Source organism: Chitinophaga sp. 01L420 (assembly GCF_056399985.1).
This window is the reverse complement of sequence record NZ_JBFTSK010000009.1, coordinates 163321-184549: the sequence shown is the minus strand read 5'-3', so window position 1 is coordinate 184549 and position 21229 is coordinate 163321. Positions and strand designations below refer to the sequence as shown.

General features: G+C 44.0%; 11 protein-coding genes. 3 read left to right on the top strand and 8 right to left on the bottom strand.

Going from position 1 to position 21229, the window contains the following annotated elements:
* Positions 1 to 20 precede the first annotated feature (20 nt).
* Genes AC1DP6_RS12045 through AC1DP6_RS12030 form a run of 4 tightly spaced genes read right to left on the bottom strand, consistent with a single transcriptional unit; the run spans position 21 to position 6594 of the window.
* The gene (locus tag AC1DP6_RS12045) at positions 21 to 1073 is read right to left on the bottom strand and encodes a DUF5007 domain-containing protein (RefSeq protein ID WP_477055029.1); all 1053 of its coding nucleotides are present in this window, start codon (positions 1071 to 1073) and stop codon (positions 21 to 23) included.
* Positions 1074 to 1101: 28 nt separating this feature from the next.
* Positions 1102 to 2103 (bottom strand): BT_3044 domain-containing protein, encoded by a 1002-nt coding sequence (locus AC1DP6_RS12040; protein ID WP_477055028.1) that lies wholly within the window; start codon positions 2101 to 2103, stop codon positions 1102 to 1104.
* A gap of 10 nt (positions 2104 to 2113) precedes the next feature.
* Positions 2114 to 3622, bottom strand: coding sequence for a RagB/SusD family nutrient uptake outer membrane protein (locus tag AC1DP6_RS12035; protein WP_477055027.1), 1509 nt, complete (start codon positions 3620 to 3622; stop codon positions 2114 to 2116).
* 11 nt (positions 3623 to 3633) lie between these two features.
* Entirely contained in the window at positions 3634 to 6594 is a 2961-nt protein-coding gene (locus AC1DP6_RS12030) for a SusC/RagA family TonB-linked outer membrane protein (protein WP_477055026.1), read from the bottom strand.
* A 409-nt stretch (positions 6595 to 7003) separates the two neighbouring features.
* Between AC1DP6_RS12030 and AC1DP6_RS12025 the strand changes: the two genes are divergently transcribed.
* Both AC1DP6_RS12025 and AC1DP6_RS12020 read left to right on the top strand, forming a co-directional pair.
* Positions 7004 to 8656, top strand: coding sequence for an alkaline phosphatase family protein (locus AC1DP6_RS12025; RefSeq protein ID WP_477055025.1), 1653 nt, complete (start codon positions 7004 to 7006; stop codon positions 8654 to 8656).
* Between the two features lie 203 nt (positions 8657 to 8859).
* Positions 8860 to 9561 (top strand): hypothetical protein, encoded by a 702-nt coding sequence (locus tag AC1DP6_RS12020; RefSeq protein WP_477055024.1) that lies wholly within the window; start codon positions 8860 to 8862, stop codon positions 9559 to 9561.
* 84 nt (positions 9562 to 9645) lie between these two features.
* Here AC1DP6_RS12020 and AC1DP6_RS12015 read toward each other — a convergent pair whose 3' ends face one another.
* The 4 genes from AC1DP6_RS12015 to AC1DP6_RS12000 are packed head-to-tail and all read right to left on the bottom strand — an operon-like array spanning position 9646 to position 16650.
* Positions 9646 to 10716, bottom strand: coding sequence for a hypothetical protein (locus AC1DP6_RS12015; protein ID WP_477055023.1), 1071 nt, complete (start codon positions 10714 to 10716; stop codon positions 9646 to 9648).
* A 40-nt stretch (positions 10717 to 10756) separates the two neighbouring features.
* Complete coding sequence (locus tag AC1DP6_RS12010) at positions 10757 to 11704, bottom strand: putative zinc-binding metallopeptidase (RefSeq protein ID WP_477055022.1); 948 nt, start codon at positions 11702 to 11704, stop codon at positions 10757 to 10759.
* Between the two features lie 32 nt (positions 11705 to 11736).
* Positions 11737 to 13209 carry a RagB/SusD family nutrient uptake outer membrane protein gene (locus AC1DP6_RS12005; protein ID WP_477055021.1) on the bottom strand — a complete coding sequence of 491 codons (1473 nt, stop codon included), beginning with the start codon at positions 13207 to 13209 and terminating at the stop codon, positions 11737 to 11739.
* Between the two features lie 39 nt (positions 13210 to 13248).
* A complete protein-coding gene (locus AC1DP6_RS12000) occupies positions 13249 to 16650 on the bottom strand; it encodes a SusC/RagA family TonB-linked outer membrane protein (protein ID WP_477055020.1) in 3402 nt (1133 codons plus the stop codon).
* A 1558-nt stretch (positions 16651 to 18208) separates the two neighbouring features.
* Between AC1DP6_RS12000 and AC1DP6_RS11995 the strand changes: the two genes are divergently transcribed.
* Positions 18209 to 21229: a sensor histidine kinase gene (locus AC1DP6_RS11995; RefSeq protein ID WP_477055019.1), complete on the top strand. Its 3021-nt coding sequence runs from the start codon at positions 18209 to 18211 to the stop codon at positions 21227 to 21229.

The window sequence follows — 21229 nt, the reverse complement described above, 5'->3', positions numbered from 1 at the left end:
ATCTGCGTAACAGGATGTTATCATTCATCCTGGAAACGCGGTGTACGATAAAAGCGGAAAATCACTTCCCAGTCTCCTTCTTCCCATATGGCAAAGTTCAGCCCGAAGTAACCTTCTGCACGGCCGCCACCCAGCCCCTTGCGGGAATAACCGAATAACACCTTCGCATTACCCGCCACAGCATATTTGGTATCAAGCGATGTCAATGGGATTGGATAAGCAACATTGTAGGTTACCTGCGTACTTGTCTTCTTCATGTCAAACCCGTGCACCAACTCACTCCATTTCGTGGTATTCAGTTTCATCGGATCTATCGGTAAAGAGTCCTGGTCCAGGAATTTGAAGGTCAGTGAATGACCATTACCTGTTTTCCGGAAATAAACTGCCGCTGCAGAATCGGCCATCAGTGTATCTTTCGACACATACACATTGGCTAACCCGGGATGAATGGAAAAGGGCGCCTGGTAATTACTTCCATTTGCGTTTGTACGGGTTTCGGTTTTACGCAAACGGGTCACATAGTCATATTCGTAAGGTTCGTAAGGCACCTCCCGGAGAGGCTGCAGGCGTAATTTTCTGAAGGAAAGCGAATTGCCGTTATTCTCCACTTTTACATCAAATAAGTACCCGCTATCCGGATACGCCCGGATTTGAGATGCACTTGCCTGACGGAAAACAAAATCGCCGGAACCGGGTCTTATTTCAAAAAAAGGATGCTGCACTGCTTGTCGCTTCCCTTCTATTTCCTCGTATGATTTTTCTGTACCATCATAGTCTTTTATCCATTCCTTCACCGTTACGTTCTGTGTTAATTCAGGCGCAGGAGAGCCATCCGCATGACGCTGGTTCAGCAAACTAAACTGCAGCGGGAAACTGGAGCCGTCTGCCTGGAAATTTGTTTTATACAAAAAGGTTCTGCCAAGCACCGGCGAATATGCATCTACCGGCTCAAACCCTGCATTATTGCTGAGGTAATCCCTTTCCGGTGGTGCCTTTTTGCAGGACGAAATACCGCCCCCAATAATGCCCATACACAAGATCAGGCAGGATGTTAATTGATATTTTTTCAGCATGATAACTTTTTTTCGGTCGGTTGAAAATTTAGAAATTACGAAGGCTGATGATTTCATCGATATGACGATTACCTGTAGATCCTACATATTTGTAATGGAGTACAAATGCCTGCATCTCCTCATCATACCTGCAATCACCATCATTAGCCAATGTTTTGTTGGCGGATTGTGGTGCAGGCGTAACCGTCACTTTATTATCTGCCGCCACCTGTATACGGATGATATAGCCACTGCCGAGTAAATCGGCGCCCTCCACATCACAGGTAACACTGTCTACTGCGGATACCGATTTCAACCTATCATACCAGGGACGATTAGTACCCGTGGGAAAAAAGATGGTACCCGTAGCCAGGTAATAATCACTATACTTGTTTTGCAGGGAAGTTGTTTTTTCCACGAATGACTTAAAGGCAAATACATGCGTTGGCTCCAGTACATGCAATACCCCATTGGTGCATTGAATATCTGCGGTATTTACATAAGAGAAAATCCAGTCTCTTACAAAACGTGAACCATTCAGGTCGCTGTACTTGAGCAGGTAGGCACCGGATTGTACCACTCCTTCTGTATTGGATTGTACTCCGTCCATATGCAACCGGCGCCGGTTAAGAGTACTTACATCTATCCCATCTTTTAATGAAAAGCTGGCAGATGTTTTATTACCGGCAATCATGTAGCGTAGTAATAACGTACGCCAAACAAAGGGAGCTACACTATCCAGTGTGGCAGTAGCCAGCTGATGTGATTTACGGTATAAGTTCAGATTCTGCATGGCTACCGCAATGCTCTGGTCCACTGGGGCGATAAAAGTGACCGCATTTTTTTTCAGCGTATCTGTCAGACCGGCTTTATCTATGATATAGAGCAGCGTATCGAAATTCTCTTTTTGCTTGCTCAGATAGTCATAAATATTGGCATTGACTTTTGTGGCAATTTGTCCGCTGCGATAAGTATTATCTTTCTTACATGCGCTATTGCCTAATATCATTCCTGACAACACACAGCAGCATACAATATGTTTTAAAGACATAAGGAACGATTTATTTTTTCCAGAAATTATTTTGTATCAGTGTCGGATTATTGGTCAGCGCACTTTTCGACACGGGCCAGAAAGCGGCGCCGTTATCTACATCTGCCTGAGACAGCGTGGTATACACCGGTATCTGTTTGAACTGTACCAGGTCAAACCAGCGCCATCCTTCTCCCAACAGCTCCCTCCTTCTTTCTTTCAGGATATAGTTCAACACTTCATTTCCATCTGCTGAATCAAAATTGACGAGACCACGCTGTGTACGGATCATGTTCAAATAATCACGACCATGCGGTACGTCGTTGATACGTATGGCAGCGGCCGCACGTAACAGGATAATTTCTTCATAGCGGAAAATGAGGATGGCTGATTCATAGCTGCGCAAAACAGGTGACTGCACTACTGCACGCACTTTGATCTTGCTGAACATAGGCGCGGAATTATTGAAATTGGTAAAGTAATTACCGCTTGATGTACCATCTCCATTTAAAGAAAAGCGTCCATCGCCGGGTTCATCGAAAATAGCCAGCACAGAATCTTTGGGCACATATATGTCCGCTGTTTTCTTTGGTACAAATGGCTCACTCAATGTCCAGTCTTCCGCATGACCACTCACAGAAGCTTCCTGATAATCGGCGGAAAAGCTCAGGGAGAAAATCACATCCAGCCCTTTACCTTTAAATACGCCATCTTCCGCAGTAAGCTGGCTGGTACTGGCTACGGAGTAACCACCATTACCACTGTTATCCATCACCTCTCTACAATATTTTTCCGCCATCGCGAAATCTTGTTGCCATGCACCAATATGCGCCAGCAGTGCGTAACAGGAAGCTTTAGTGCCTACTGTGGAATGCCAGTAATCATCATTCTGGTTCCAGTAGTTGCCTTGTTGTTCCGGCCACTTGCCATCGTACCGCCAGGGCAGGTCAATGGCAGCAGCAGCGGCTTCATTGGCAGCAAAAGCTAAAATGGTCGCCTGCGGAGTAGCTGCCTTACCTTCAAAATACCCGGCAGCATTGCTGGTAATGAGAGGCACATCACCCCATATCCTTGCGAGATAGAAATAAGTAAGCGCCCTCAGAAAGCGAATGTTGGCGATATCCAGTTTCAAATCCTCCGCCCGGTAGCGGAAATCATTTTTACTGACCAGGGGCAATTTTTCTATACATAAGTTGGCCTGTGCAATCACTGCATAAAATCGCTGCCAGTCTTTCCATTCTTCCAGCGCGCTATAGTTGGCGTTTAAGTTATTAGACAGTACTGCATTCAGATCCTGTCTGCTGCTGATCCGGAAGTCGCCACCACGCAGCTCTCCATAAGCCATAAATGCGTTACTGTTTGCCAGTGCCGCCCGCAATAAACCGTAGGTGGCAAATACGGCAGACCGGGCATCATTTTTCACCCGCCACATATTGGCTTCAGGCACCAGGCTGGTAACATCCGGGGAGAGTGTCTTCTTGCAGGAAAACAAACCGCCCGTAATGGTCAGCAGGATGATAAAAGAAAATCTGATTCTCATGAATGCTGTTTTTAGAATTCCAGGCTAAAGCCCAGCGTATAAGTTTTAGGAATGGGCATGCCATAGCCGTTGTCGTAACCATTAAAGTCAGCCAGTTCCGGATCTCCCCCGCTATACTTCGTGATGGTAAAAAGATTATTCAGCGTAGCATATACCTTACATTGCGAGAAATAGCGTTTACGCGCCCACTTCCGGTCTGCAAGACTATAAGAGAGCGTAAGAGAACGAAGCTTCGCAAAAGAAGCATCTTCCAGGAATAAGGTCTGGTCTGCCTGGTAAGGGTTTACATAACTCCATGGATTATACAGCGGATACTTGCTATAGTCACCAATACGTTGCCAGAAGGTCAGCTCTTTCACACCAATAATATTGTCTGCCCCTTCGCGGTTTACGAAGTCGAAACGACCAGCCATGCGTGCATTAATTAACTGCCGTCCAAGGGAGTAGGCGATAACAAAGTTCAGCGACACCGCTTTGTACGTGAACGTATTGCTGAAGCCACCGCTTACAGTGGGACTGTTATGTCCTTTCAGCATACGGTCATCATCGTTAATGACATTATCGCCATTGATATCTTGCCATTTCGGATCTCCTGCCTTAAAAGCAATACCATTGAAACTAAGCGGCTGTCCGCCTTTTACAGGAATGTCGCTGTCTTTCGTGTAGATGCCATTGTTTTGTAATAACCAGTAACGATCTATTGGTTTACCTACCTCCAGTCTGCGGTTACCGTAGGTAATAGCAGATAAATGATCCGGCAGGGCCAATAGTTTATTCTGGTTGGTTTGTACAATTAACTGTGGCTGCCAGGAAAAGTTACCGCGTATAACGTTGGCGGATACACTAAGTTCTGCGCCGTAGTTACGTACGCTCATGCCGTTTTTATTCGTTTGCTTATATCCGTATTCGGACGGCACCGGTACTGCTACTATCAGATCTTTATCTGTCTTAGAATAGATGTCCGCGCTGATGGTAACTTTATTATGCCATAGGGAAAGATCTGCACCAAGATCCCACTGGTCTGTATAAGGCCATTGTGTACCCCAGCCACTATAGCCTTTTCTGAAAGGAAGACTCAGCGAAGGAATACCATTGTAACCGGCGATGTTCCTGTTGCCGGACCAGCCTATATCCACGGTATAATAAGGGCCGTTACCGATGTTATCATCCAGGAATAACCTCCCTTGTCGTCCCCAGCTGGCACGTAACAACAGATTACTGATGGTATTACTATTGCGTAGAAACTGCTCTTCCGATAATTTATAGGAAGCGGCTATAGTAGGAGATACAAACCAGGTATACCCATTGGCGTTGATATTGGAAGATCCATCGCTGCGGAGCAACATGCTGAGGTTGAGTTTTTTATTAAACTCATAGGTAGCACTGCCATAAAAGGAAACCAGGTTAAAATTGACATAGTCCTTATAGCTATACACCATGCGGCTGTCGTAGGTATTATTTTCCGGATGGTCTTTATCTCCCACGCGAATGATCTTGATAAAATCAGACGGGCCCCGGTATCCTTTGGTGTAATCGTATTTGCGGTTATCCAGTTGTAAAGACTGTCCCACCTTCAGTGTGAGCGCATGCTTTCCGGAAAAGTTGTTGGACCAGGTGAGCGCATTATCTACCGAAATGCGTCTGTTAAGACCAGTATAATAGGAAATATAACTATTGCCTTCATTAATACTGCCGGGGATAWAATAGTCGCGGTTCTGGTCATTATAATCAACGGCCAGTAAAGAACTAAAGTTAAAGTGCGGCAGGAAGCTATAATTTATCGCCAGCGATGCCTGTATTGCATTGCTTTTATTCTTATCTACTACCCTGTCGTACTCTGTATTATACTTTGTGAGATAATCCTTATTAGGGGGTAGCGGATCAGTGAGCGAAGGCAGGTATTCTTCTTCCGCAAAGCGATCACGCAGGGAGTGGTTGTTTTTGCGATCCATCAGTGTACCGCTGATGCTGGTAAGGAGCTGCATGTTCTTTACCGGTTCAATGTTTAATTTAAAATAAACATTGTACTTGTTCAGTCCACTTTTGTCTGCTACGCCGGGGTCGTGCTGTTCTCCTACGCCGAAGATGAAGTTCGACCTGGCGCTGCCACCGTTGATAGCTGCGCTAACGCCCTGCACCAAACGATTCTGATAGTAAGTATCATCCCAGTTAGCGGGGCCATAATAGGCGGCCTGCATGGAATCTGCGAGGTACCTTGGAAATGCAGCCCACTGGCTGGCATTGGCATACTGCCGATAGAAGGGCAGGCGAAAATCTCTTTCAAACGCCGCATTGATGGTATGCACCATTGGTTTGGCCGCCACGCCGAAATAGGTATTGAAGGTCACCTTTTGTTTACCTGCGCGTGGTTTACGGGTGGTGATGCGAATTACGCCGTTTACACCACGTGGGCCGTACATAGCGGTAGCACCAAAATCCTTTAGCACTTCAATGGATTCGATGTTGTTTACATCTATGGCAGCCGCCATATTGATATTAGGACCTGGCCTGGTGTAATCATATTGTTTGATATCAAACGCATAGGGATGTTCCATTACCAGCGGTACACCATCAACTACATAGAGTGGCTGTGCATAGTAGCTGCTTTTGGCGCCGGTTATTTGAATAGCGGTACCACGTATGATAGTGAGACCAGGAACGCCCGGTTCTCCGGTGTTGCTTCTTACTTCCACGCCGCTGATGCGTCCCTGCAATAGCTGGTCGATGCTGGAATACGGTAATAATTTAACAGGTGATGCATCCATTACTGAAATGGCTCCAGGCATGGCACTTCCCGGGATAAGGGAATCCGGCGCCGTGGTGTTACCATTTAGCGGGAGCGTTGTATCAATGGCATGATTAGTCATCCTGACTGTCCTCACCTGGCTATAAGCAGATGGAGTAGACAAAGCAGTAGCTAATAGCAGCATTAATAATGCTCCTCTGAATGCATGAGTGTACAGAGTAGTCATGCATGAAAATTTACAGGATCAAAAAAGAATGTCTGTCTGGATAAGAATGTTTAAACCGATGTTAATAATTGTTCACATTTCACTAAACAAGGCTGATTCAAATATAGCCTGGCTGATAATACTTTGGTTGATAGTGTCGATTAAATCAATGTTAATTATTTTACTAATACTAAACAAGACTCCCGTCAAATATAATAACGAATTTTCAGTATTACTAAACTTATTTACGACCATTCACCTAAATACAGGGATAATTGTATAGTAATGCTAAAATAAAATCAAAATATGAATTTTCAAAAAAATAATCACACAAGCATTTGGACAAACAAATATTTAGCATAACTTAACACCGCTAAACAAGGCTCCCTGATCAAAATTTACATCTCACCGTACTGCAAAAAATAAAATTATGCTTCAATGCTACCAACAATTGCTACGCCACACTGTGCTGTTTGCAACGACGATAGCCTTTACCATGGCCTGTAACAAGCCTGTCATACAAACTGCCACTGCGCCGGAAGGAACTAAAATAGCCAGCGCGTCACAAAGAAAAGTGTTGCTGATTGGTATAGACGGATGTAAAGCTGCTGCTCTGAGAGCCGCTACAGCACCGAACATACAAGGATTACTACCACATGCATTATATAGTTATGATGCGTTAACACAACCACCTACCTGGAGTGGTCCGGGATGGTCATCTATGTTGACCGGCGTATGGGGTAACAAACATGGCGTCAGCGATAACAGTTTTTCCGGCAGCAACTTTTCACAATATCCAATGATATTTAAATACATCAAAGCCGCCAAACCCTCGCTACGCACTATTTCTATCGTATCATGGCCTCCCATCAATGATAAAATCATCAACAACGCAGATATAGCTATTACTGCCAATGATAACGACCTCGCGGTGAAAGACAGTGCTGTAGCCCGTTTAGCCACCGACAATCCGGATGTGATGTTCGTGGATTTCAACGGTGTGGATGATGCTGGTCATACATTCGGATTTGATACCTCCGTACCACAATACCTGCAGGCCATCACGAAAATTGATGACTACGTAGGCAGCATCCTCCAGGCACTGGGCAAACGAAGTAATATTGATCATGAAGACTGGCTCATCATTCTCTCCACAGATCACGGCGGCATCATGAGTGGACATGGAGGTAATTCTTACGATGAACAAAACATCTTCTCTATTTACTACAATAAAAATTTCGAAACAAAGGAAGTAAAAAAGCCACAAACAGCATCTACGTTTGTAAAATTCCTGCTACCTGGTCAACGTGCATGGACCAGCAATCCCTTCTATAACTTTGATAACTTCCTGCAATTCACTATTGAGTTTAAAGTGCGTAGCAGCGGACTTAACAGCGATCCTCCGTTCATTACCAACAAAGACTGGGACAGTGGCGGAAACAAAGGTTGGGTGATCAATGTGCGGGGTCAGAGCTGGAAGTTCAATGCAGGAGATGGCAGCAAAAGAGTAGACGTGAATGCAGATGGCGCCGCTCCCCTGAATGATAACAAATGGCATCATATAGCCGTTAGCGTTAACCGCGCCGGTCAGGTGAAACTTTATCAGGATGGTACTTTCCTGAAATCCGGTAACATGACGGGCTTCAGCACACTCGATCCCGGATCACCTGTTAAACTTGTAATGGCAGATGACATTACCACTACCTATGGTAACCGTTACGGCAATTCCATTTGCAACATCGCTGATGTAAGATTATGGAGCGCGGAACTGGATGCACAAACCATCCAGGATTATTCAAAATGTGATACCACCATTACGGCCGATCATCCGTTCTATTCCCGTCTCATTGGATGGTGGAAAGGCAATGAAGGCAAAGGTAACCTGATGAAAGATGCCAGTCCTAAAAAAGCAGATCTGCAACTGGAAAATAATACGCCCTGGGAAGAAACCGGTAAAGATATTTGTGGCAATGCAGTATCCAGTGATGTACCTAAAATAGTAGACATCCCTGTTCGTATCCTCACCTGGCTCAATGTTCCCATTGATCCCGCCTGGGGATTAGATGGAAAATTATGGCAATAGCCTAACCCGGTATTTATTCATAGTTCGTATAGGAGATAAGAGACCTGCACCATGGTGCAGGTCTTCTTATTTCCAATTATTCCAACGCAAAAGCAACCTTTTCAAAGTAATCAAGTTGGTTAAATTTTCGTCATTCTACGCAGGCAACATGCCGCTCCTGCGAAGCTCATTGTTTTTTTTATACTTTTGAGCAAATACCACATATGAAGATTTTATCCCTACTACTTGTTTGCTCATTGTTCTGTGGCCGGATATATAGTCAGAACATAGATATCCTGCGAAAATCAGGCACCTTCCAACGCCAGGGAAAACAACGTGAATTTATTTACTGGAACAACCCGGGCGACACCACCGGACTGGAATATGTAGCCACGCTATCATCCAAAGGATCGGCTATGGGTGGCAGCTCACTTTGGGAATTATGGGCCCATGCCAGCATGCGTTCCGGGAAGTTAGGATCTAATGTATTTATATTCCGCTCTTTTACAGACACCGATTCCACCAAACCAGAATTGATACTCGATCTTTACCTGGCCTCTGAAGAAGCCCTCAGGCGGAATAGTGAACGGGAAGAAAAGAATGTAGTCTATCTCTTTGGCAACAAAGGAAAAGTAATGCCGGTAAAAGTAAATGGTGAATCTGTAGACATTCCTGCCAACGGTTTCCTGCACTATGGACTACCTGTTGGTACGGAGCTGAAACTGAGTAAGGGCGGCGCTACCGGTGCAACATGGACGCTTAAGGGCGAAAATGAGAAAGCCGCTTTATATCTCTCCGTTTCAGGATTGGGCCTGGGAGGGGCGGTGCCTGCCGGGTCTGTTGGCTTGTCTTTCAACAGCGGGCGCATTACAGAAATGAATGCTCATTTTGCCCGTATGATGATGAATACGCAAAAAAAACAATGATGTCTTGCTTATAATAAGAAAACCTTGCAGCATCAGGTGCTGCAAGGTTTTCTTATTATCTTAATCCCTGATGGTGAGCTTTTATTAATTCTTCACCACATCAATATCCTTCGTGGTACCATCTGTATTAATCACAGATAAAGTAACCAACACTGTTCCGGCAGGTGCTTCTACAGGATCACCATTCAACGCTTTTTTCACGGTCACCATCTTCGCAGTCTTCAAAACATCCGGCGCCACGGCGGTTCCTTTCCCATTAGGAAGGAAACCATATCCCAACTTAGCATCAAATCCCTGATTAAATGATTTGTAGAAGAAATCAAGACAGGTATTATAACCAGCAGGCACACCTACAGTTACTCCTCCCACCACAAACTTAACGTTTGCCTTAACGGGATTAATGGCAATTATAACACTTGATCCGGCGGCAAAAGGCCCAGGCTGTGCTTTTGTTTTCAACAGCACAGAACTTTTATTCGCGCTATTAGCAAAATAACCATCCAGGTGAACAGTATCTTTTGTATATGATAATACCCTGAAATCAAAGTCAAGCAGCCTGTTTTGTTTCAGATTTGCCAATAACTTACTGTTATGGAAAGTCAGGCTCACCTGAACCGGGCCATTAAAATCAAACTTCCCTCCTCTCTCTTCCTGATAGAAGCCAAGTGAATTAAAATTCTCATAATTAGGCAACAGCTCCAACACCCAGTTTTTATAATCCAGGTTCCTCGGATCGTCAAGTATCTCCCGGAGGTCACCATCTGTTAATCCCTCGAATGCATTCACCAATCCCGCTGCAAGATCTGCTTCATCCGCCGTAAGTGTTCCGGAAAAATACAGTGAAGTGAGATCTGCTGATATACCATTTGCTACAATAGAATAAATGTTTGCAGTCGAATCCTTAGAGAATTGCAGTAATAAACTGGGAAATTTGTTGCCAACAATACTTACCGGCATATCCCAGGCCCATACTACATCCTGATCGTCTGTAAGATTTTTGAAGGCGGCAATTTTATCGCCATCAAAAGAATTCTTGTTATCCGGCGGACGGCTATAGTCCCGGTCTTTCTGACAGGAAAGCGTAGTGAGAATGAGCAAGGCTGCAACCATAGCCACCAGCCTATTCGTATGAAAAAATTTATGTAGTGTGTTCATAAAAAAGCATGAGAAATTAAAAAATAATTTACCGCAACCCCTATTGTTCATATCTCCTTTTCAGGGCAATAAGCCGATCTTTCACCGATTGTTTGGTTAAGTGATCCCTCAGGGCCGTAATAGGAATTCCCAGGTTGGCAAAATATTTTGTTACCAGCTGATACTTGGTCCTCGTGGCATTGTTAGTCAGATACTTGGTTTGCATTTCTGCATCCGTTTTCCAGATAATCGTCTGTACATAGGTAGCAAAGTCTTCATGCTCATTCTGCATACCGTAAGGGATAAAGAAACCTTTGGAGATGGCGGTAGTCAGGGATACATTTCTGTACTGGTCAGATCCACGCAGGTATTCTGTTTTAGCAGGTTTTTCAAATCCCACGGGAATCTGGTGCTTACTGTCCAGGTAGTGTGTATATTCATGATAAATAAACCCAATCAGCCCGGCATCACCAGGAAAGCTGGTAGGTGCGGCATCATATATAGCACGAAGAAATGCAGCGTCTTTTCCGGGTGTGCGTAACAATTCACCAAATGGCGACAACCCTCCCAAGGTAAGCCTGTTAGGCTGGATATTACCTGCCTGACCAGCGGTGGATTCACCAAAACTTTCCGCCCCACCATAGTTCATACCGTTACCGATCAGCAGAATACGAACAGGTGTTTCCTTCTTCGAGGTAATACCAGGTCCGCTGATGGTATCCATGGCGTTGAAGAACAATTCTTCCATCAGTTCTATATATGGCAATACATCTCTCTCCTCAGCAGGATTGGCAACCACATTGGGCGCGTAGGCAAAACGGTTCCATTTATATTCAAAGATGACCCCGTATTTATCAAAGATGGCCTTCTGCTTCACACCAACGGGTGTACGGGTATCAAATACTGGTGGCGGATCCACTTCTGCTGTCAACGGATCCTCTTTTTTGCAGGCGCCCAATACGAACAGGATGCCGGTGAGTATGCAAATGATTATTTTATTATTGTACATGGGAAATAAAATTAATGCTGATAAAATATTCATTAAAGCCCCGGATTACGTGTGATTTCTTCTGTAGGAAGCTGAATCACATATTCTTCCGGCTTGGTTCCGTCAATCTTGTAAGTACCCGAACGTCCCACATGTGTTACCGGAATGCTGTGCCGTCTCATATCAAACCAACGCATGCCTTCACTGGAAAACCGGATCCTTTTTATCAGCAGCAGGAAGTCTATAGCTGCCTTACGCGTGGCCAGTGTGCTTAATTGCGCAATTTTACTATTGGCGGTGGCGGTAGAGAAATTCTGGTTTTTAATCAACAGTGTCAGATCAGCTTTTGACAGGTCAGTGAGACCGTTATTCTTTTCGATGTCTGCTTCTGCCCTGTTAAATAACACTTCGTCTACGGTCAGCAATGGCATATTTCCACTCCTGGTAGTAGCTGCCTGAAATATCATCAGCTTTTGCGGTACAAAATCCCTGAACAAGGCACTGGTAATGATCACATAGTTATTGGCGTCATCTGCACCATTATCGCGCATCAGCTGCGCTGCCGGATAAGGATACATCCCCATCCAGAAGTAAGCCATCAACTGATAGGTGTTACTTGCCATCATGATATAGGCAGGATTGCCGGGATTAAAATAGCTGTTTGAATACTGTGCGTAGTCAATGATGGATGACCTTAGCTGGCCAACATTCAATGGTACATTGCGTCTCTGGAGCAACTGCGTCGAATATTTCAGGCAGTTATCCCAATCCTTCTTATTCAGATATACCCTTGCCAACAATGCAAGAATCGCTTCCTTACTAAAGGTAAATTGCGGATTACCTGCTTCTGTATCATTTACCAACGTCAGCGCCTTTAATAAGTCCTGCTCTATTACTTCATACATCTTTTTAACACTTACCTTTTTGTAAGGAGTCACCGGGGCTCCGCTATACGCTTCTACAAAAGGAATTCCTTCATCCGCATCAGCAGTAGTGGGATTATACTGCTTCGCGAAAAGGTTCACCAGCATATAATTGCAATAGGCTCTTATTCCCATGGCTTTCCCCTTGATAACGGCGATGGCGTTTACTTCCTCCGGACTATTGGGCTTATATTCATCTGCCTTTTTGATGATCAGCAATGCGTTAATGATATCATTATAATATCTCCTGAAAGCTGTCACCGGGTTAAATCCACTACTCAGAAAACGGGTGGCGGGCAGGGATTGTTTGATGATGGAATACTCAAAAATCGGCAATAACTGCTGCACCGCGTCTTCCACATTATGCCCTGCCAGATCTCTGAAGATATAATCATCAGACATGATGTCCGTAAAATGATGATCGGAATATGGATGTATCTGATTAAGCGTTTTTTCCATATCCGGAATAGTAGTAATCAACGTTCTGTTGTCTACCGGTTCTTCCAGAAATTTGGTACAGGAGGGCATGGTAACCAACACCAGGAACACCCCTGCCATTATGTATTTGGAAAAACGGTGATTAATTTTATAAGTCTTCAACATGGTATTCATTTTAAATTGATGGTTGACTTCCTGTCGCTTTTAGAAAGTGGCAGACAGGCTGAACGTAAACGATTTAACAGGAGGCATATTCAAACCGGTTAACAATGTTTCCGGGTCCATACCATTAAATCTTTTAGAGGCAAATACCGCCAGGTTAGATGCTTCCAGTCCTGCAGTAAGGTTCTGCATTCTCAACCGTTTCGCAAACTTCATAAAATTGTACTGCAGTACGATGTTGCGAAGACGCAGATAAGAGGCATCTATAGTGCGCTCATCTGACCTGTTATAGGTTTCGAATGTAGACTTATCAAAGAATCCAAGATTGACGTAGTCATTGATATCATCGCGCAATAATAAGCGGGGAATATTGGTAAATGCCTCATCTCCTTTGGCGCGCCATCTGTAAGCGAAGTCACCATTCGCATTTTTATCATCACGGTAAATACTGCTCAATCTTCCATCCCGGTAGTAATCTGTTTTACGCACTACGTGTCCGGCATTAAATACAAAGGACACGCCCAGCATAAAGTTTTTATACATAAAGTTGGAAGTAAATCCACCGGAATACATTGGATCTCTGCTACCCTGGTAAACAACGTTAGCGAGGTTTCTGTCGCTTTCAGAAAAGCCCAGTACCGTTTTACCCGCTGCATTTGTATACTGTGCCAACCCTCTGTCATTTAATCCGTTAAACCTGAAAGAATACAAGCCGGTAAGTGGCATACCCTTTAAAGGAAAGCCTTCCCCAACAGAAGCATCGAATACAGAAGGATTATTACCCTGGTAATCGGATAATACGGTATTCTTATTATATCCCACATTCACCATACCGGACCAGCTGAAGTCGCCGGCTATTTTGATCGGCCGGATATTCACGGAAGCTTCAATACCTTCATTCTTCATGTCGGCCCAGTTAAACAGCTTGGTCAGATAACCAGAGGAAGATTGTACCGGTTTATAACCAACGAGGTCAAAATTTTTCCTGGAATAATAGTTAACGGTAACGTCTATTGCATCTTTCAAAGTCAGGTCTATACCTGTACTGAACATGTACTCTTTTTCAAATTCCAGGGCCGAATTTTCTGACTCGGTAATATCCACGCCGGTAGCGTTATATGCAGGGAAAGAAGGACGGACGATGTTCGTGTAATAGGCTACCAGGTCGGGGCCTCTGTAACCCGCATTTCCTCTCAACCCATAAGATACCCTTAATTTTCCGCTGGAAACAACATTATTGAGTCCATTCATAAAATGCTCTTCTCCGAAATTCCAGGCACCACCAATTGCCCAGGTAGGCAGGAATTTGTTGCGGCTGGATCTGCCGGATACGTTGGTCGCATCATTTCTTAACGATGCATCAAAAATATACCTGCCTTTATAGTTGTAGGAAAGACTCGAATAATAAGATACTGCGTTCCGGGTAAAGTCATTTACATAGGTAGAAGTACCCTGTAACAGGTTTCTTCCTCCATACATCCGCCTTTCGTCATCTGGTAAATTTGTACTTACCAATAAGCGTTCATAAGCCAGTGGAGAAGACGCGAATGTTTTGCTATCGCTTCTGTAACCATAGTTACGTCCGAAGTTGGCGCTTTGCTTGTTTTGCGTTACTTCCATACCACCCATCAATGCCAATTTGTGATTCTTGGTTTCAATAGCGGTCCAGTCCAATTGTCCACGGAGGGTATAATATTTTGCATTAATCGTTTCCTTGTCGAGGATACCTCCTTCCGGCAGTACGGTCTGTGGCAGTTCATAAGAGGGAGATCCGGGCTTTTTATACAGGCGGCCATTTGACTCCAGTATTCGGAAGTCATCAGCTCTGAACTGTTGTGCATAGTTCGAATGCTCGGTCATGATTTCATCCAACGAGGAATTGGTAAACCGGGTATTAAACAAGGTAGAAGCCTTTAATCTTGGGGTGATCTTGTACTCCAGGTTCAGTTGTGCCGCAAAGTCGGTACTACCAAGATTCACATAGTTATTATCTATTTCCTGCAGGATGTTGAAGTCGGCATACCCCTTTTTGTAGTATTCCGGTTGCCCGTTATCATCGTAAGGTCTGGAAGCCCTGCTGGCATCTCTTGCATAGAGGAAAGGATTTACCTGGGTACCTGGCTGGCGTTGTTCCCTGCGGGCATATTTCAGCATAATTTCTGACGAGAACTGATTGGTAAACTGAAAGCTGTTGACCAGATTGGCAGTATATCTTTTCGCAAATTCCCCTCTCGTTTTTCCCGGGTCATCGTAGTAGCTGAAGGAAAGGCGGGTGGAGCTTTTTTCACCGCCCTGGCTAAGGCTGACAGAATGTTGCTGGGTGAAACTGTTTTTGTAGAGTACATCAAACCAATCGGTATTAACGGTTTTCAGGTCACGGACCATTTCGCGGTATTGTTTTTCCGTGATCACACGCCTGTTATAGAGGTCCTGTAATTTTAAATAAGGGCCTGAAGTTTCTGCCGAAAAGTTCTGTAAGAGACTTTCATAGATGGTACCAAGCTCGCCGTTAAGTTCTATCTGATCTTTAGAATTAAGTACGTCAAAGTCAAGGATAGAAGGCTTTAAGCTGTAAGTGCCGTTGAAGGTATAGTTCACACGCAGGGGGGAATTTTTCCTGGCGCGTTTTGTACTGATAACGATTACACCATTTACCGCACGCGTACCATACATGGCAGTAGCCGTAGCATCTTTCAGTACCGTAATGTCATCGATATCCTCGGGGTTTACGTTGGATAATGCGCTGGCGAGCAGGTTCCTGGCATTACCGGCATACAGTTCAGAGGGAACGATGTTGAGTGGCGCTTCCAGTGGCACCCCATCCAATACCCACAACGGCTCATTGATACCGCTGATAGAGGCGCTACCTCTTACCCTGATTTTGGGTGCGGTACCAAATACGGCCGACGTATTCTGAATGGCTACACCGGCCACCTGCCCTTGCAGCATTTTATCCAGCGTACCAATGCTGGCAACTTTAACATCTTTGGCCTTTACGGAAGTCGCAGCGCCCGCGTAGTCGATTCTCCGGAGTGTCTGGTACCCGGTAATCACCACTTCATCCATCGCCTTCTGATCGGCCAGCGTAACCTGGATGAACGTAGCATCTGCTGCAACCCGGTACTCTCTGGGTTCATATCCAATCATGGATACTATCAATACCGCACCAGGAGCAAGGCCATTCAATACAAAGGTACCTTTCGGATCTGTTACTGTTCCCTGGGACGTTCCTTTCACCTTAATACTGGCGCCCATAAGCACTTCGCCTTTTGTGTTTTTCACCACTCCCCGCAGGTCAATTGCGGCGGTATGCATGTTGGCATACCCGATCCTCTCATGACCGGGTACATTGGCCGGAGAACTGCCAAACACAGTACTGCTGCATAGCAATTGTGCCAAAACTACGCAGCATAGGCCGGGAAATTGTGTTGTAGATTTTCTCATAAATTCCGGATATATTTTAGTACAAGAATGAATAGGTAAAGAGGTTGATATGCCGTGTGACAGGGCAATAGAACAGCATAACCTTAAAAGAATAAGCATAGACATAGCTCCGCCACCCGGGCTCATCAGCCCGGAAAATTTGCGCAGGTATCACTAAGTCGTCAGGTCTGGTATATCCTTATTCAGACGCAGCTGTACGGGATCATATACACAAGTCCGGAATTGGATTTACTGATTATCGGGCTAAAATGTTCATGCATTTTGGTTGACATTTAAATCAATGAATAACGAATATAGGTTTACGTATTACGCAAAAATTCTACTATTTTATGCCGGCGAAACACCTGGCAAAACTGGGTTTACACACTTTGTGCTTTAGGCCCAAAGGACAGATTGCTTAAAAAAATGTGCAGGTACATCTGAATAATGATGAACAGGCAACTTAGATCAGGTTGAAATACTACAAGAATTGGGTATGTAACTTTACTACATAGGCCATAGGTTTCTTTGTAATTAAATATACAAAAAGGRACGCAATTGAATTTACTTTTATTACAGCAGCGGTAAAGGATCCTTAAATCCCAGCCCCTGTTTCCTGTACCGGAACTACCATTTTTTCACTGCTGGTTTAATGCAGGAGCCACCATTAAACGGGACCAAATATCGCATCAGTACGACCTTATCGGGTAGGAGCCCCGTTATAGCGGGAGGAAAGCCGGCGGAGTTATTTTTACCCGTATTATATTTATCAAGATAAAAAAATGTACGTAAAAGGTTATCTGCCGGTCCCGGAGGGGGACCTCAGTAGCTGATAATAATACATTGGGGTGGGAAAACAGGAACAATAATGTGCTCAATCAAATACATCATCAAAAAAACAGGCAAACAACAAAGGACATTCTTCAATGTCCTCTATTGTTTGGTAAACGGATAAACGCTAATACATGGATGAATGATTACTGTTATATTCCAATTAGTGGATGGTTGTTTGAAACGTACATCCAAAATACGGAACCATGTATCCTTATAGAATGGCGGAAGGAGTTATGGCAACCTTTTCCACGACTAGCGCATGCTGATTCTTTGGCCCGATGGATAACGAAGTTTTAAAGTAGCATGATGACTACCCCCTTCATCCCATCAAATATGTCAATTGACCTATCCTGCCATTGAATAAAAATTTAATTACATATAATCAGATTCGGGAGCCACATCAGCAATTCATTATTGCTGTTTTTCTTTTTCGGAGGTTCCTTTCTGGTGGTCGTACTCAATAATATTTTTTTCTAAAATGGTAAAAGGTGATCGTTTTGGGCTATTTCAGGTATAAAAAATCGCTCAATTCATAGCAAGGTATAAGTACTCTTTCAATGGTGAAAATGCCATTTTATAACTGCATTGAAAACAAAACAAAGTGCATCCTTAGGGGCATTTTTCGATACATAACCGTTTGCTTATATGTTTATTCGTATATTTATCGGGCGAAAGGGCGTTTTTACGAATTTTTACAAGAGTAGCGGGCCCGGTAGTAAAAACATTCGTTCCTATTAAGCATAATATGTTCCTATATTTTCGTTATTTTAATGGTCATCAGAAAGCAAACCCGGTAGTGTGCAGACTATTAATACTATTCCTACTATTCTTCGGTACCGTGGCATATTGCCAGGAACCATCACATACCCAGTATACCGTTAAAGATGGTTTGCCCGGGGCTATCGTATATCATGCGCTTCAGGATAAAAACGGCTTTATATGGTTTGCGACCAACCAGGGCGTGAGCCGGTTTGACGGCAGATCATTTAAAAATTTCTCCAAAGAAAACGGCCTGCCCGACAACGAAATCCTCCGGCTATACCTCGATAGACACAACAATATGTGGTTTATCTCCATATCCGGAATCCCCTCGGTATACTATAACGGCGCCATACGAAGTTTGAATGATTGTAAAGGTGTTTTCTCTATCACGGAAGATCTCCGGAGCGACTCTATTTTCCTCCACGCCAGTATTACACAAGGAGTCAACCTGCATAGCGGTTGTTACTCATCGCTCARCAAAACCGGCGCATGGCAGTTTACCTATCAATCTTTCGGCATCGGATATGCCCCCTGCTGGATTCCTCAGCTGAATGCATCCTCTGAAAAAAAAATCAATTTCTACTTTTCGCTGGCAGATTACGATAACTATAAAGTCACTATAAAAAGTAATACCAAAACCACTGCCTGCACCTTCCCTTATCGTCGTATGGATGGATATTTCCCCATCAACATAAAATTCCTGCATACCTTCAATCCCAGAAAAGGATCACTCTTATTCGTCTCGGATGTCTTCTATGAAGCAGATAGCCTGGGGCTAAAAGAAATCTGCCCTATTAAGTCGCTGCAGCTGGAATATCGCGACATAAACGCGATTTTCTGCGAAAACGACAGCATCCTGTGGTGCTGTACCAGGAACAGAGGCCTGCTCAGGATAACAAATTTCCAGTCCCCAAACCGGAGCATCAAAACTTTTTTCCCAAAAACTTTTTGCACATCAATATTAAAAGATCACGAAGGGGGCTATTGGGTTACCACCTATAACGATGGCGTATATTACCTGCCCAATCTGAATGCATACTATTTATCAGGGTTGCAGAACCTGGCAGCTAAAGACGTAAAAACCATCAAGGTTATTGATAAACAACGAATGGTAGCTGGCTTTACAAATGGAAGTATCATTGAAGTCAACCTGGCTGATTTAAAAAGTAAAGCATACTCCCGGTGGAACAATGCCAATACCAACAACCGGATCATGGACATCCAGCCCTATGGCAAAGATCAGTTGATGATCGCCAGCGACTACGGTCTTCATACACTTAGTTCCCGTGATATCTGCAAAACAGTGTTCCTGGGTATCAGTTTAAAAGAGGCTTTTGTTATATCTGATACCTCCATCGCGCTTGCAAGCGGTTCCTGCATCTATATCTATAATCCCTATAATAAGACCGACAAAACCATTTTTTCCAATAGAACTACCTGCATCAGCGGAATGAATAACACCCTATATTGGGGGTCTCTGACTGGCGTATATGCCTATACCAATGATTCACTCTATTACCTGGGGAAAAAATATCCGCAACTGAGTGGTATCATTAATCGTATCAACATTGCCCCGGATTCTGCTATCTGGATCTCCACGCAGCAAGGTGTAAGCATATTAAAAAACGAACACCTGACTACGATCGGGAAAGAACAGGGCTTAGTGAGCGATATGTGTAGAGATGTCCTTTTTGAAGGTAATACAGCGTGGATATCAACCGACCGGGGCATATCCCGGGTAGTTTACCATTGGGACCACGACACACCTGTTTATACGACTTCCGGTATCACAGAAAATGACGGCCTTATCTCTTCTGATGTAAATCAGATTGCTATCAGTGACCAGTACATATGGGCGGCAACTGCCAGCGGCATTTGCTTTATCTCAAAAAATTCGGCTTCACACAACATGCTGCATCCTCTCATCAATATTAATACCGTAGTAGGAGGAACTGAAGCGATAGCACCCTCCGACACCATTGCTATAGATTATAAGAAAAATAAACTACGCATAGAACTATCCGGTATTTCTTTCCGGAGTGGCAAACAAACCACTTTCGAGTACAGATTTAAAAACCTGGATAGCAGCTGGACCAGCACAGCCACTGATGTACTGGAATTTTCGACGTTACCTTTTGGCATTCATACCTTTGAAGTACGGGCGGTAGACCGTTGGGGCAATAAAAGTAACCCGGTAAAAAGAATGACAATTTCTGTTCTTCCACCATTCTGGAAAACATTCTGGTTTATTTTATGTACTTATCTTTTCACTGCCATCCTGATAGGCTGCGCCGTTTATATTTATTTCCGGATACAACAGCGTAAGAAAGATAAAATATACCAGATCAAAAAAGGAATGGCCGAGCTGGAAATGAAGGTGCTCCGGGGACAAATGAACCCCCATTTCATTTTTAATTGTTTAGGATCAATACAACATCATATATTACGGGCCGATACCGAAAATGCCAATTTATATCTATATAAATTTTCGAAACTGATACGAAATATCTTACAATATAGCATTGCTGACGACATCACGCTGGCAGAGGAATTAGAAATTCTCGAACTCTACCTGGATTTGGAAAAAGTACGCCTGGGTGAACGGATGAACTATGTGGTGGAAGTGGATGCTGATCTTGATCCTACGGATATCTGCATCCCATCTATGATTATTCAGCCTTATGTAGAAAATGCGATTAAACATGGCATCACCCCCCTGGAGGATAAACAGGGGAATATCATCATCAGTTTCAGCAGGGTAAATAATTACCTGGTATGCACGATTGATGATGATGGTATTGGCATGAATGCCTCCATAGCCGCTCACAAAACCAGTTTCCCCGGCTACATATCATTAGGTACCGGCATTACCAAAAGCCGTATCGATATCATCAACGCTATTCAAAAAGATAAAATATTGCTGGTAACATCGGACAAAGGAATAAACAACACTTCCGCACACGGCACTACTGTTCGTGTATCGTTTCCGATATTAAATGATTAG